Raw genomic sequence first — 13471 nt, 5'->3', positions numbered from 1 at the left:
CGAACCTTGGCGGGCTTTCGCCCGGGGTCTCATCGCGCTCGAATGCCCACTGAACAAGAACAGAGGGAAGCGCCATGTCGACCATCAGCAGCACCGCCCGCACCGCCAGCAGCACCACCACCCTGAGCCAACGCCTGAGCGCCGCGATCCTTGCTTCGATCCTGGGCGCAGGGCTGGTCTATTTCGCCGGTTTCTCCCACATCGAAGCGGTGCACAACGCCGCCCACGATACCCGCCACAGCGCCGCTTTCCCGTGCCATTGAGAACTGACGACATGATCAAGCGTATCGCGCAGACCGCTGGTTTCAGCGGCTTGCTGGCCGCCCTGCTGCTGACCCTGCTGCAAAGTTTCTGGGTATCGCCGCTGATTCTCCAGGCGGAAACCTTCGAGAAGGCCCCAGCGACCGAGGTCCATGAACACGCCGACGGGGCGGCTCATACCCATGATGCCGAGGCCTGGGAGCCGGAAGACGGTTGGCAGCGCGTGCTGTCTACCACGGGCGGCAACCTGGTGGTCGCCGTGGGTTTTGCCCTGATGCTGGCGGGCCTGTACACCTTGCGCGCACCGACTCGCACGTCCCAAGGCCTGCTCTGGGGCCTGGCCGGCTATGCCACGTTCGTCCTGGCGCCAACCCTCGGCCTGCCGCCGGAACTGCCTGGCACCGCAGCGGCCGACCTGGCCCAACGACAGATGTGGTGGATCGGCACCGCGGCTTCCACGGCGGTGGGTATTGCCTTGATCGCCTTCGGCCGGCATTGGCTGCTCAAGGTACTGGGCGTGGCGACGTTGCTGGTGCCCCATGTCATCGGCGCACCGCAGCCCGAAGTCCACTCGATGCTGGCGCCCGAAGCGCTGGAGAGTCAGTTCAAGATCGCCTCGCAGCTGACCAACGTCGCGTTCTGGCTGGCCCTTGGCCTGATCAGCGCCTGGCTGTTTCGCCGTGACGGCCAAGCCCACCACGAGGCATGAGCGCCGAGCCGATCCTGGTGATCGGCCTGGGCTGCCAGCGTGGTTGCCCGGCCAGCACGCTGCGGGCCTTGCTCGACCAGACGCTGCTGGCCCACGGCATCGAACTTCATCGGGTACGGGCCCTGGCCAGTATCGACCTCAAGCGTGACGAGCCCGGGCTGCTGGAGCTGGCCGGGCAACTGGCCCTGCCGCTGACCTGCTTCAGTGCCGAACAGTTAGCCGATTACGCGCAACGGCTCAGTCACCGCTCCGAGATCGCCTTCGAGCGAACCGGTTGCTACGGCATCGCCGAGAGCGCCGCCCTGGCCTTGGCGGACCAGTTGGGCACGATGCCCGCGACGCTGCTGATTCCTCGCCAGAAAGGCCCCAAGTGCACGTTGGCATTGGCGGTCGTGGCGTAAATCCCGATAATCGGCGCCCAGGATCATGAGCGATCTTCATCTGGGCGACGCTCACCCACCTTCCACAGGAGCCGGTCATGACCGTGTACTTCATCGGCGCCGGCCCCGGCGACCCGGATCTCATCACCGTCAAAGGCCAGCGACTGATCCGCCACTGCGCGGTGATCATTTACGCCGGCTCGCTGGTGCCAACCGCCGTCCTTGAAGGCCATTGTGCCGAACAGGTGATCAACAGCGCCGAGCTGCATCTGGAACAGATCATCGAATTGATCAAGAGCGCCCATCTCAAGGGCCAGGACGTGGCCCGGGTGCATTCCGGCGACCCGAGCCTGTACGGTGCCATTGGCGAGCAGATTCGTTGCCTGCGGGAACTGGACATCCCTTTCGAAATCATCCCGGGGGTGACCGCGACCTCAGCCTGCGCCGCCCTGCTGGGTGCCGAACTGACCTTGCCGGACATTTCCCAAAGCCTGATCCTCACCCGCTACGCCGACAAAAGCCCAATGCCTGCCGGGGAAGAACTGGGCAGCCTGGCGCAGCACGGGGCGACCATGGCGATACACCTGGGGGTCAATCATCTGGAAAAAATCGTCGACGAACTGCGACCCCATTACGGCGCCGATTGCCCGATTGCGGTGATCCACCGGGCGACGTGGCCGGATCAGGATTGGGTGATGGGGACGCTGGACGATATCGCGGCAAAGGTACAAGCCAAGGGCTTTCGCCGCACGGCGCTGATTCTGGTGGGGCGTGTGTTGGGCAACGATGTGTTCAGCGAGTCTTCGCTGTACCGCGCCGGGCATGCGCATCTCTACAGGCCCTGACTCGCCAGAGAATCCACCTGGATTCCCCTGTGGGAGCGAACCTGTGGGAGCAAGGCTTGCCCGCGAAGGCGTCGCCTCGGTCTATCAGCCACACCGAGATGTTTGCATCGCGGGCAAGCCTTGCTCCCACAAGCTCGCTCCCACAGGTTACGAGCTGATCGCAAGATGGTATCGCCACAATCAGTAGTAGGCGTTTTCTTTCTGCGTGTGGTCGGTCACGTCGCGTACGCCCTTGAGCTCCGGAATGCGCTCGAGCAAGGTCCGCTCGATGCCTTCCTTCAAGGTCACGTCAGCCTGGCCGCAGCCCTGGCAGCCGCCGCCGAACTGGAGCACGGCGATGCCGTCTTCCACCACGTCGATCAGCGAAACCTGGCCGCCGTGGCTGGCCAGCCCCGGGTTGATTTCGGTTTGCAGGTAGTAATTGATACGCTCGTTGACCGGGCTGTCGGCATTGACCATCGGCACCTTGGCGTTTGGCGCCTTGATGGTCAGCTGGCCGCCCATGCGGTCGGTGGCGTAGTCGACCACCGCATCGTCCAGGAAGGCTTCGCTGAACGAGTCGATGTACGCGGTGAAGCTCTTGAGCCCCAACGCGGTGTCTTCGGGTTTTTCTTCCCCCGGCTTGCAGTAGGCAATGCACGTCTCTGCGTACTGGGTGCCGGGCTGGGTGATGAAGACGCGAATCCCGATACCTGGGGTGTTCTGCTTGGACAGCAGGTCGGCCAGGTAATCGTGGGCGGCATCGGTAATGGTAATGGCGGTCATGGAAACTCCTCGCAGGCTTGCCGGCAGTTTACGCCAATCATCGCGCCGGACAAAGTCCTAGTATTTTTGTCAGGAAAGCACCCGGCGGCACGGGGTTTGCCGCCGGAGCTGTCGATCAGAGGTTCTGGTAGCGATTCATGTCCAACACACCGCTTTCCACGGGCTCCGTCTCCTGGATGTATTGGCTCAGGTCATGGAAGTAGTACCAGAACTGCGGGTGACTGCGACGGATGCCCCAGCGCTCGACAATCCGCTCGAACGCTGGCGCATCCTGGGCGCCTTGCATGGCCTCGACGAACGCCGGCACTTGCCCGGCCGGAATGTTGAACATGAAGTTCGGGTAGCTGCTGAGCACGCCCGGGTAGACCGTCAGCGTGTCCAGTCCCGGCTGGTAGCGCGCCTCCTCGCCCAGCAGGAACGCCACGTTGCTGTGGGCACGGTTGCGCAGCAGGCTGTAGACCTCACGCTGACCACTGGCGGTTTCGACACGCAGCAAGGTCGCTTCCGGCAGTTGGTCGATCACCTTGAGCCCCGCCGCCGGGCGCGACACCAGGCGGCTGAGGGCCTGTTCGGCGTTTTGCAGCGCCAGGTCGATGTTCGGACGCGAGCAGTAGGCACCGTCACAGCGGTTGATCGGATCGGGACGGGCGTTCAGCTCTCCATAACGGGCCAGCAATTGCTGGGTGAAATCGCCCTTGGGATCGTGTTCGTCAAGCTTGAGGGCGGTCGGCGTGTCATCGTCGATGGCCTCGTAATCGAGCCACATCTTGAATTTGCCGCCGGCCTGGTACCAGTCGTCAAGGTAGCCTTCCCGGGAGTCGGCCGGCATCAGGCGCAGGAAATTCTGCTCCGCACCGTTGCGGATCAGGTCGAAATACAGCCGGGTCTGGGCCTGGTGGGACACGTTGCCGAACACATCGAAGTTCACCGCCAACTGGTAATAGGTGCGCTCCAGCAACGGGAAGTCGAACAGCCACATCGTCTGCGGCACCTCGCCGATCAGGCCCTTGTTGACCGAGGCACTGTCGAAGTGCCGGAAAATGCTCAGCAGTGCATTGTCATTCCCGGCCCACAGCGTCGACCAGCTCGGCGCCGGCAGCTCAGCATAATTATCGCGGCGCAAGGCTTCGTACTCGTTGCGTTTGTCCCGGTAGTCGAGCCACAGGCTGAGGACGCTGCCCACATCATCGTTCTGCCCCGGCATCGCCAGCAGCGGCGTGGCCTGGCCGCGGTAGTTCGGGTCAGTGACGTACAAGTCATGTTCGGGGTCCTGGAACAGCGCCCAGAAATTGTCGCGGATCACGTCGGTAGCTATCTGGCCCCGGCACACCGGCCCACGAATGAACGTACGCACAAAATACTCGGCGTTATCGAGCATGAACTGGTAGCGAGCCTGGGCCGGGATCGCCTCGAAGGTGGAAAACGGGTTGGCCCGGCGCTCCGGACCGTAGCCCGGCAACGCGGAAACCTGCCATTTGCCGCTGTAGAACAGGCTCTTGATGCGCGCCATCTTCGCCGCGCTCAAGCCATAGGTGATGTGGGTCTTGTGCACGATCACCCCTTGCACCGGCCAGAGCCGGTAATACACACGGGTGCCGGGGTCATCATTCGGACGGCGGGTGTTGATCAGGTCGATCGGCTGGCCGGTGGGCGTGCGCGAACGGACCCACTGGAAGAAATGCCCCGGCTCGCCGTCCTTGAAATAGATGTGCGCCAGGAACCAATGCTCGAACAACCAGCGGCCCACCAGGCTTTCCCGGGCGCCAGGAGCATTGAGCAGGTTTTCCCATTGCACCACCTGCAAGGCTTCGGCGGCGCTCGGAGCCAAGGCCTGCTGATCGATGGGAGCGCCTGCGGCCAGCCAGCGCTGCAGGGTCTGGTATTGCTGGTCGGTCAGGCCGGTGACGGCCAGGGGCATGCCTTCCTTGGGATGGCTGCCTGCGTATTCGTCGAATTGATCCGGCATCGCGCAGCTGTTTTCACGATTGAGGCCTAGCACGATCTCTTCCGGCAGCTTGGCGTTGGGCTGCAGTGGCGTGCGGTGGCCCAACTCCAGCATGCGCGCCATCAGGGCAGCCTGGCTGCCTTGGGCGTCGAGCACGGAATAAAAGCCCTTGCGCTGCCAGGCACGCTGGCCGGAGGCGTCATAGAACAAGCGAGTCGGATCGGCCGCCTGGCGCCGCTCGCCGTCGTACACCGACAGCTTGCTCGCCCCCCGTGCCGTGCCTTCGCCACTGCCCAGGTTCAACTGGCAGGCAGAGTCGTAGCAGGCATGGCAGGCCACGCATTTTTCCGTGAAAATTGGCTGGATGTCGCGGGTGTAGGAGATCGCGGGAGCGGGACTCCCGGCGGCTGCGGTAAAACACAACAGCAGCAACAGACTGCCGAATAAGACGCGGTACGGCATGTCTCGGGGCCCTAAGAGATAATCCGCCGATTCTACCGGGCCAGCATCGCCTTGCAAACATGAGCGATATTCATGCAAAAGCCCGTCATGATCAAATCCTGCACAGGTTTGCTATCATCGCGGCCTTCGTAATGGTCTTTTTTTCCAGGTAGTCCTATGTCTGATCGCAGCGCTCGCCTTTATCTTCTCCAGCAAGCCCTCAAGGAACGCATCCTGATCCTCGACGGCGGCATGGGCACGATGATCCAGAGCTACAAGCTGGAAGAACAGGACTACCGCGGCAAGCGCTTCGCCGACTGGCCGAGCGACGTCAAGGGCAACAACGATTTGCTGGTGCTCAGCCGTCCCGACGTGATCGGCGCCATTGAAAAAGCCTACCTGGATGCCGGTGCCGACATCCTGGAAACCAACACCTTCAACGCCACCCAGGTGTCCCAGGCCGACTATGGCATGCAGAGCCTGGCCTACGAGCTGAACCTGGAAGGCGCGCGCCTGGCCCGTAAAGTGGCCGACGCCAAGACCCTGGAAACCCCGGACAAGCCGCGCTTCGTCGCCGGCGTGCTCGGCCCGACCAGCCGCACCTGCTCGCTGTCGCCGGATGTGAACAACCCCGGCTACCGCAACGTGACCTTCGACGAATTGGTGGAGAACTACACCGAGGCCACCAAGGGCCTGATCGAAGGCGGCGCCGACCTGATCCTGATCGAAACCATTTTCGACACGCTGAACGCCAAGGCGGCGATCTTTGCCGTGCAAGGCGTCTACGAAGAACTGGGCGTCGAACTGCCAATCATGATCTCCGGCACCATCACCGACGCCTCCGGTCGCACCCTCTCGGGCCAGACCACCGAAGCCTTCTGGAACTCGGTGGCCCATGCCAAGCCGATCTCCGTCGGCCTGAACTGCGCCCTCGGTGCCAGCGAACTGCGCCCGTACCTGGAGGAGCTGTCGAACAAGGCCAGCACCCACGTATCGGCCCACCCCAACGCCGGCCTGCCCAACGAATTCGGTGAATACGACGAACTGCCAGCCGAAACGGCCAAGGTCATCGAAGAGTTCGCCCAGAGCGGCTTCCTGAACATTGTCGGCGGCTGCTGCGGCACCACCCCGGCGCACATCGAAGCCATCGCCAAGGCCGTGGCCGGCTATGCGCCGCGGCCAATCCCGGAGATCCCGCGGGCCTGCCGCCTGTCGGGCCTGGAACCGTTCACCATCGATCGCAGCTCGCTGTTCGTCAACGTCGGCGAGCGGACCAACATCACCGGTTCCGCCAAGTTCGCCCGGCTGATCCGCGAGGACAACTACACCGAAGCCCTGGAAGTGGCCCTGCAACAGGTCGAGGCCGGCGCCCAGGTGATCGACATCAACATGGACGAGGGCATGCTCGATTCGAAGAAGGCCATGGTGACCTTCCTCAATCTGATTGCCGGCGAACCGGACATCTCCCGCGTGCCGATCATGATCGACTCCTCCAAGTGGGAAGTGATCGAAGCCGGCCTCAAGTGCATCCAGGGCAAGGGCATCGTCAACTCCATCAGCATGAAGGAAGGCGTCGAGCAGTTCATCCATCACGCCAAACTGTGCAAGCGCTACGGCGCCGCCGTGGTAGTGATGGCCTTCGACGAAGCCGGCCAGGCCGACACCGAGGCGCGCAAGAAGGAAATCTGCAAGCGCTCCTACGACATTCTGGTCAATGAAGTGGGATTCCCGCCGGAAGACATCATCTTCGACCCGAACATCTTCGCCGTCGCCACCGGTATCGAAGAGCACAACAACTATGCCGTGGATTTCATCAACGCCTGCGCCTACATCCGCGACGAACTGCCCTACGCGCTGACCTCCGGCGGGGTCTCCAACGTGTCCTTCTCGTTCCGCGGCAACAACCCGGTGCGCGAGGCGATCCACTCGGTGTTCCTGCTCTATGCGATCCGCGCGGGCCTGACCATGGGCATCGTCAACGCCGGCCAACTGGAGATCTACGACCAGATCCCGGTGGAACTGCGCGACGCCGTGGAAGACGTGATCCTCAACCGCACCCCCGAAGGCACCGACGCCCTGCTCGCCATCGCCGACAAGTACAAGGGCGACGGCAGCGTCAAGGAAGCGGAAACCGAGGAATGGCGCGGCTGGGAAGTGAACAAGCGCCTGGAGCATGCGCTGGTCAAGGGCATCACCACCCACATCGTTGAGGACACCGAGGAATCGCGACTGTCTTTCACCCGGCCGATCGAGGTCATCGAAGGCCCGCTGATGGCCGGCATGAACATCGTCGGCGACCTGTTTGGCGCCGGCAAAATGTTCCTGCCCCAAGTGGTCAAGTCCGCCCGTGTGATGAAGCAGGCCGTGGCTCACCTGATCCCGTTCATCGAGGCGGAAAAAGGCGACAAGCCGGAGGCCAAGGGCAAGATCCTGATGGCCACGGTCAAGGGCGACGTGCATGACATCGGCAAGAACATCGTCGGCGTGGTGCTCGGTTGCAACGGCTATGACATCGTCGACCTGGGCGTGATGGTGCCGGCGGAGAAGATCCTGCAGGTGGCCAAGGAGCAGAAGTGCGACATCATCGGCCTGTCTGGGCTGATCACCCCGTCACTGGATGAGATGGTGCATGTGGCGCGGGAGATGCAGCGCCAGGATTTCCATCTGCCGCTGATGATTGGTGGCGCCACCACCTCCAAGGCCCACACAGCGGTGAAGATCGAGCCCAAGTACAGCAACGACGCGGTGATCTACGTCACCGATGCCTCCCGCGCCGTAGGCGTGGCGACCCAGTTGCTGTCCAAGGAGCTCAAGCCGGCTTTCGTCGAAAAAACCCGCCTGGACTACATCGACGTACGCGAGCGTACCTCCAACCGCAGCGCCCGCACCGAACGCCTGAGCTACCCCGCCGCCGTGGCCAAGAAGCCACAATTCGACTGGAGCAGCTACCAGCCGGTCAAGCCGACCTTCACCGGCGCCAAAGTACTGGACAACATCGACCTGAACGTCCTGGCCGAATACATCGACTGGACACCGTTCTTCATATCCTGGGACCTGGCCGGCAAATACCCGCGCATCCTCACCGACGAAGTGGTCGGCGAAGCCGCCACCGCGCTGTACGCCGATGCACGGGCGATGCTGCGCAAGCTGATCGACGAGAAACTCATCAGCGCCCGCGCCGTGTTCGGCTTCTGGCCGGCCAACCAGGTGCACGACGATGACCTGGAAGTCTACGGCGACGATGGCAAGCCACTGGCCCGCCTGCATCACCTGCGCCAACAGATCATCAAGACCGACGGCAAGCCGAACTTCTCCCTGGCCGACTTCGTCGCGCCGAAGGACAGCGGCGTGACCGACTACGTCGGCGGTTTCATTACCACCGCCGGCATCGGTGCCGAAGAAGTTGCCAAGGCCTACCAGGAAGCCGGCGACGACTACAACTCGATCATGGTCAAGGCCCTGGCCGACCGACTGGCCGAAGCCTGTGCCGAATGGCTGCACCAGCAGGTGCGCAAAGACTATTGGGGCTACGCCCAGGACGAGAGTCTGGACAACGACGCCCTGATCAAGGAGCAATACACCGGCATCCGCCCTGCCCCCGGCTACCCGGCCTGCCCGGACCACACCGAGAAAGCCACCCTGTTCCGCCTGCTCGACCCCGAGGCCAGCGAACTGAAGGCCGGGCGCAGCGGTGTGTTCCTCACCGAACACTACGCCATGTTCCCGGCGGCAGCAGTCAGCGGCTGGTACTTCGCCCATCCCCAGGCGCAGTATTTCGCCGTGGGCAAGATCGACAAGGACCAGGTCCAGAGCTACACCGCCCGCAAGGGCCAGGACCTGAGCGTGACCGAACGCTGGCTGTCGCCGAACCTGGGTTACGACAACTAAGTCCGCAGCAATTGGCTATGCTCTCCACATACGACCTTGTGTATGGAGAGCGTCATGGATGAACCGACTGAAAATAAGGCACCCACCCTCTGGCAAATGCTGCACAGCGTTGGAGCGGCGGCCCTTGGCGTGCAAAGCGGAAAAAACCGCGCCCGCGACTTCACCCATGGCAAGCCGAGCCACTTCATCATCCTCGGCATCCTGTTTACGGTGGTTTTCGGGTTGACGTTGTATGGGATCGTCAATCTGGTGTTGTACTTTGCGGGCGTATAAAACGTATCGGCACACTATGGAACCAGATCTCTTTCCAACCGAAACAGTCATATTGCCCGTCTCGCCAGCCTCGATCTGAGCCGCTCTAGCGCCCCCCCAGCGCATCGAGCGAAAAGGCATAGCGCTGGCCATCCGGGTGGGACACCAGGCTGAAGTGCTTGAAGTCCAGGCGATAGTCCTTGGCAGGATTCATGTTCAACCACGCGCGGGCCCGAGCTTGATCGAGTGACTGCATCAGGTCGACCTGCTGGTTGTAGCCGCCATGGCGCGCGAGGTCGACGCCCCGGGCGTGATCATGGAGCAGCACCATGGCCCAGCCCCCCAAGCTGAAGTGCCCGGTGAACAGCACGCTCAAGCGCCCGTCGATACGCGCCTGGAGCGCAGCCCTGGAGCTGTTCATGGCGCTGAACAACACATCCTTGCCCGGCTGGCGACCCGCCTCCTCGAACGCCTGCATGGCGCCCAGGGCCATTTCATCGTTGGCCGACCAGACCAGCGCCGTCTGCGGATAGCGCTTGACCAACTGGCTCGCCTGCTCATAAGCCCGTTCGCGATTCCACTCGCCATACACCAATTGGCGCAGATGCACTTGCGGGTGCTCGGCCAACGCCCGGAGCAGGCCTTTCTCACGCAGTTGCGCCGAAGGGGTGAGTTTCTTCCCGGAAAAGGCCAGCAAGTCGAGCGTCTGCCCAGGCGCCAGCGGCCCGTATTGGCGCAAGAGTTCCTTGAGCATCAGGTAACCGCTGCGCTCATCGTTGGGCACCAGGCTGCCAAGTAACTCGGGCGGCAGGGCACCGCCCTCTGCCAGCAGGCGAGTCTGATCGCTGGTCAACGTGTTGTTCACCAGGAACAGCTTGACCCCACTGCCCTGCGCCAACTGCAGGATCCGCGGGGCGACATACTGCTCGTTGACCAACACCAGGTAGTCCGGACGGTCTTTCGCGGCGATGGCCTCGCGGGCCTGGCGTATCATCCGTTGGGGGTCGCGCCCGGCATATTCCACGCGCAGCCGCAAACCCAGCCCGCTTGCCGCCGCTTGCATGAATTCGCTATAGCTGACCCAGAAGGGCTCGGTGGAGTGTCCCGGATTAAGGAACACGACTGAAGGCGCAGCCGAACTGGCAGCCAAAACCTCGGTTGCCGAAGAGGACACACCATTGGCGGCCTGGGCCTGCACCCAGAATGACAGGCATAACAGCCCTAACAGCCTGCAGATAAACTTCGACATCCCGCCCGCCCCAAATAATACGCCACCCAGTATAACGACCCGGGTGGCGATCGGGCACATGAACACGAGACCTTCGTGTGGCCTGCAACCGCTAGAGTTTATTGATGGCTGACCCAGAACACTGCGGTGCCCACCACCAGGATAATCAGGAACAAAATGGCCCAGGCATCAACAGAACTGTCGCTTTTCCTTGCTTTGGTCGGATTGCTCATTGCATCGCCTCTTGTCGGTTTTGTAGGTGATTGCATAGGGACTCGACCACAGTTAAGACGATGATTGCCCGCACGACAAATGTGGGTTAGGCAATAATCAATCTCATTAGTCGATTTGGTTCTTTACATATACTCAAACATCACTTTTGCGCATAACTCAAAACAGGTATCTTGCACCGGCTCCTCTAGGAGTGCGCGGCCGTGCGCGCAGAATTGCCGAGGCAGAACCCGATTCCAGCGAGCCAACATGCAGCTGTTTCTGATCGGCCCAAGCCTGAGACCGAGACTTATATGTACGTATATGACGAGTACGATCAGCGGATCATCGAGGACCGCGTCAAGCAGTTCCGTGATCAGACCCGACGCTATCTGGCAGGCGAGCTGAGCGAAGAAGAATTCCGCCCTCTGCGCTTGCAGAATGGCCTGTATATCCAGCGCTTCGCCCCGATGCTGCGTGTGGCTGTGCCTTATGGCCAGCTGACCTCGCGCCAGGTGCGCAAACTGGCGCAAATTGCCCGCGACTACGACAAGGGCTACGCCCACATCAGTACCCGGCAGAACGTCCAGTACAACTGGCCGGCCCTGGAAGATGTGCCCGAGATCCTCGCCGAGCTGGCCACCGTGCAGATGCACGCGATCCAGACCAGCGGCAACTGCCTGCGCAACGTCACCACCGACCAGTTCGCCGGTGTCGCGGCCGACGAACTGATCGACCCGCGCCCATGGTGCGAGATCGTCCGCCAGTGGACGACTTTCCACCCGGAATTCGCCTACCTGCCACGCAAGTTCAAGATCGCCATCAACGGCTCGACCTCGGACCGTGCGGCCATCGAAGTCCACGACATCGGTCTGGAGACCGTCTACAACGCGGCTGGCGAGCTGGGCTTCCGTGTGCTGGTGGGCGGTGGCCTCGGGCGTACGCCGGTGGTCGGCGCGTTCATCAACGAGTTCCTGCCGTGGCAGGACCTGCTGAGCTACCTCGACGCCATCCTGCGGGTATACAACCGCTACGGCCGTCGCGACAATAAATACAAGGCGCGGATCAAGATCCTGGTCAAGGCCCTGACGCCTGAAGTGTTCGCCGAGAAGGTCGAAGCCGAGATGGCTCACCTGCGTGGCGGCCAAACCACCCTGACCGAAGCCGAAGTGCATCGCGTCGCCAGGCACTTCGTCGACCCGCAGTACAAGGCGCTGGGCAATCAGGATGCCGAACTGGCAGCCCTCGACAAAGAACACCCGGGCTTTGCCCGCTGGCGCACCCGCAATACCCTGGCCCACAAGAAGCCAGGTTATGTCGCGGTGACCCTGTCCCTGAAGCCGACCGGCGTCGCGCCGGGCGACATCACCGACAAGCAACTGGACGCCGTGGCCGACCTGGCCGAGCGCTACAGCTTCGGCCAGCTGCGCACCTCCCACGAGCAGAACATCATCCTGGCAGACGTTGAACAGAGCCAATTGTTCACCCTGTGGGGCGAGCTGCGCGAGCAAGGCTTCGCCACCCCGAACATCGGCCTGCTGACCGACATGATCTGCTGCCCGGGCGGCGATTTCTGCTCGCTGGCCAACGCCAAGTCGATCCCTATCGCCGAATCGATCCAGCGTCGTTTCGACGACCTGGACTACCTGTTCGACATCGGCGAGCTGGACCTGAACATTTCCGGCTGCATGAACGCCTGTGGTCACCACCACGTCGGCCATATCGGCATCCTGGGCGTGGACAAGAAAGGCGAAGAGTTCTACCAGGTTTCCCTGGGCGGCAGCGGTAGCCGCGACGCCAGCCTGGGCAAGATCCTCGGCCCGTCGTTTGCCCAGGACGACATGCCTGACGTGATCGAGAAGCTGATCGACGTGTACATCGAACAACGTACCGAAGACGAGCGCTTCATCGACACTTACCAACGTATTGGCATCGACCTCTTCAAGGAACGCGTCTATGCAGCGAATCATTAAGAACAACGAGGTCATCGACGAAACCTGGCACCTGCTGCCCAAGGACGCGACCTTCGACGGCATCTCCAACTGTGACGACCTGATCGTGCCCCTGGCCCTGTGGCGCGATCATGCCCACGCCCTCAAGGCCCGCGACGGCGGCCTGGGCGTGTGGCTGGACGCCGACGAGGAAGCCGAGGAAATCGGCGAGGACGCCAACCAGTTGCAGGTCATCGCCCTGAACTTCCCGGCCTTCACCGACGGGCGCAGCTACTCCAACGCTCGCCTGCTGCGTGACCGCTATGGTTTCAAGGGTGAGTTGCGGGCGATTGGCGACGTATTGCGCGACCAGTTGTTCTACATGCACCGCTGCGGCTTCGACGCCTTCGCCTTGCGTGCCGACAAAGACCCCTACGAAGCCCTCGAAAGCCTCAAGGACTTCTCGGTGACCTACCAGGCTGCCACTGACGAACCACTGCCGCTGTTCCGTCGTCGCTGAAAAAGCCCCATGAAAAAGCCCTGATCCGGGGATACCGGTTCAGGGCTTTTTTGTTGGGCATTATTTGCAAAAAATCTCGCAGCCCCACCGAAACCC

11 protein-coding genes are annotated in these 13471 nt (G+C 62.3%); 8 read left to right on the top strand and 3 right to left on the bottom strand.

The window, feature by feature from the left end; translation table 11 throughout:
* Positions 1 to 74 precede the first annotated feature (74 nt).
* From HU749_RS11555 to cobM, 4 genes are all read left to right on the top strand, one after another.
* On the top strand, positions 75 to 263 hold the full coding sequence (locus tag HU749_RS11555) for a CbtB domain-containing protein (protein WP_014338677.1): 189 nt from the start codon (positions 75 to 77) through the stop codon (positions 261 to 263).
* A gap of 11 nt (positions 264 to 274) precedes the next feature.
* Positions 275 to 970, top strand: a complete 696-nt coding sequence (locus HU749_RS11550) for a CbtA family protein (RefSeq protein WP_046062055.1) — start codon at positions 275 to 277, stop codon at positions 968 to 970.
* The gene (locus HU749_RS11545) at positions 967 to 1371 is read left to right on the top strand and encodes a cobalamin biosynthesis protein (protein ID WP_046062056.1); all 405 of its coding nucleotides are present in this window, start codon (positions 967 to 969) and stop codon (positions 1369 to 1371) included. Before HU749_RS11550 ends, HU749_RS11545 begins: the two co-directional genes overlap by 4 nt.
* A 77-nt stretch (positions 1372 to 1448) precedes the next feature.
* Positions 1449 to 2195, top strand: a complete 747-nt coding sequence (gene cobM, locus HU749_RS11540) for a precorrin-4 C(11)-methyltransferase (protein ID WP_186650653.1) — start codon at positions 1449 to 1451, stop codon at positions 2193 to 2195.
* A 180-nt stretch (positions 2196 to 2375) separates the two neighbouring features.
* Here the strand turns inward: cobM and nfuA are convergent, their stop codons facing one another.
* Both nfuA and HU749_RS11530 read right to left on the bottom strand, forming a co-directional pair.
* Positions 2376 to 2960, bottom strand: a complete 585-nt coding sequence (gene nfuA / locus HU749_RS11535; protein WP_003225494.1) for a Fe-S biogenesis protein NfuA — start codon at positions 2958 to 2960, stop codon at positions 2376 to 2378.
* A gap of 115 nt (positions 2961 to 3075) precedes the next feature.
* Positions 3076 to 5367: a fatty acid cis/trans isomerase gene (locus HU749_RS11530; protein WP_079302482.1), complete on the bottom strand. Its 2292-nt coding sequence runs from the start codon at positions 5365 to 5367 to the stop codon at positions 3076 to 3078.
* Between the two features lie 156 nt (positions 5368 to 5523).
* On the opposite strand from HU749_RS11530, the gene metH reads away from it, so the two are divergent.
* On the top strand, positions 5524 to 9234 hold the full coding sequence (gene metH / locus HU749_RS11525; RefSeq protein WP_186650651.1) for a methionine synthase: 3711 nt from the start codon (positions 5524 to 5526) through the stop codon (positions 9232 to 9234).
* A 54-nt stretch (positions 9235 to 9288) separates the two neighbouring features.
* A complete protein-coding gene (locus HU749_RS11520) occupies positions 9289 to 9507 on the top strand; it encodes a DUF2970 domain-containing protein (protein WP_079302480.1) in 219 nt (72 codons plus the stop codon).
* A gap of 85 nt (positions 9508 to 9592) precedes the next feature.
* Here the strand turns inward: HU749_RS11520 and HU749_RS11515 are convergent, their stop codons facing one another.
* The gene (locus tag HU749_RS11515) at positions 9593 to 10735 is read right to left on the bottom strand and encodes an ABC transporter substrate-binding protein (RefSeq protein WP_079302479.1); all 1143 of its coding nucleotides are present in this window, start codon (positions 10733 to 10735) and stop codon (positions 9593 to 9595) included.
* Positions 10736 to 11238: 503 nt separating this feature from the next.
* Here HU749_RS11515 and HU749_RS11510 point away from each other — a divergent pair.
* Positions 11239 to 12897 carry a nitrite/sulfite reductase gene (locus tag HU749_RS11510; RefSeq protein ID WP_046062061.1) on the top strand — a complete coding sequence of 553 codons (1659 nt, stop codon included), beginning with the start codon at positions 11239 to 11241 and terminating at the stop codon, positions 12895 to 12897.
* Positions 12881 to 13375 (top strand): DUF934 domain-containing protein, encoded by a 495-nt coding sequence (locus HU749_RS11505; RefSeq protein ID WP_014338669.1) that lies wholly within the window; start codon positions 12881 to 12883, stop codon positions 13373 to 13375. Before HU749_RS11510 ends, HU749_RS11505 begins: the two co-directional genes overlap by 17 nt.
* The last annotated feature ends 96 nt before the right edge of the window (positions 13376 to 13471 follow it).

It is taken from the genome of Pseudomonas ogarae (assembly GCF_014268695.2).
Taxonomy (GTDB): Bacteria; Pseudomonadota; Gammaproteobacteria; order Pseudomonadales; family Pseudomonadaceae; genus Aquipseudomonas; species Aquipseudomonas kilonensis.
This window is presented reverse-complemented; position numbering and strand designations above follow the sequence as displayed.

Coding starts and splice junctions, on each gene's coding strand:
- HU749_RS11520 (WP_079302480.1), top strand. CDS start 9,289: ATGGATGAACCGACTGAAAATAAGGCACCCACCCTCTGGCAAATGCTG.
- HU749_RS11550 (WP_046062055.1), top strand. CDS start 275: ATGATCAAGCGTATCGCGCAGACCGCTGGTTTCAGCGGCTTGCTGGCC.
- HU749_RS11555 (WP_014338677.1), top strand. CDS start 75: ATGTCGACCATCAGCAGCACCGCCCGCACCGCCAGCAGCACCACCACC.
- nfuA (WP_003225494.1), bottom strand. CDS start 2,960: ATGACCGCCATTACCATTACCGATGCCGCCCACGATTACCTGGCCGAC.
- HU749_RS11510 (WP_046062061.1), top strand. CDS start 11,239: ATGTACGTATATGACGAGTACGATCAGCGGATCATCGAGGACCGCGTC.
- HU749_RS11530 (WP_079302482.1), bottom strand. CDS start 5,367: ATGCCGTACCGCGTCTTATTCGGCAGTCTGTTGCTGCTGTTGTGTTTT.
- metH (WP_186650651.1), top strand. CDS start 5,524: ATGTCTGATCGCAGCGCTCGCCTTTATCTTCTCCAGCAAGCCCTCAAG.
- HU749_RS11515 (WP_079302479.1), bottom strand. CDS start 10,735: ATGTCGAAGTTTATCTGCAGGCTGTTAGGGCTGTTATGCCTGTCATTC.
- HU749_RS11505 (WP_014338669.1), top strand. CDS start 12,881: ATGCAGCGAATCATTAAGAACAACGAGGTCATCGACGAAACCTGGCAC.
- HU749_RS11545 (WP_046062056.1), top strand. CDS start 967: ATGAGCGCCGAGCCGATCCTGGTGATCGGCCTGGGCTGCCAGCGTGGT.
- cobM (WP_186650653.1), top strand. CDS start 1,449: ATGACCGTGTACTTCATCGGCGCCGGCCCCGGCGACCCGGATCTCATC.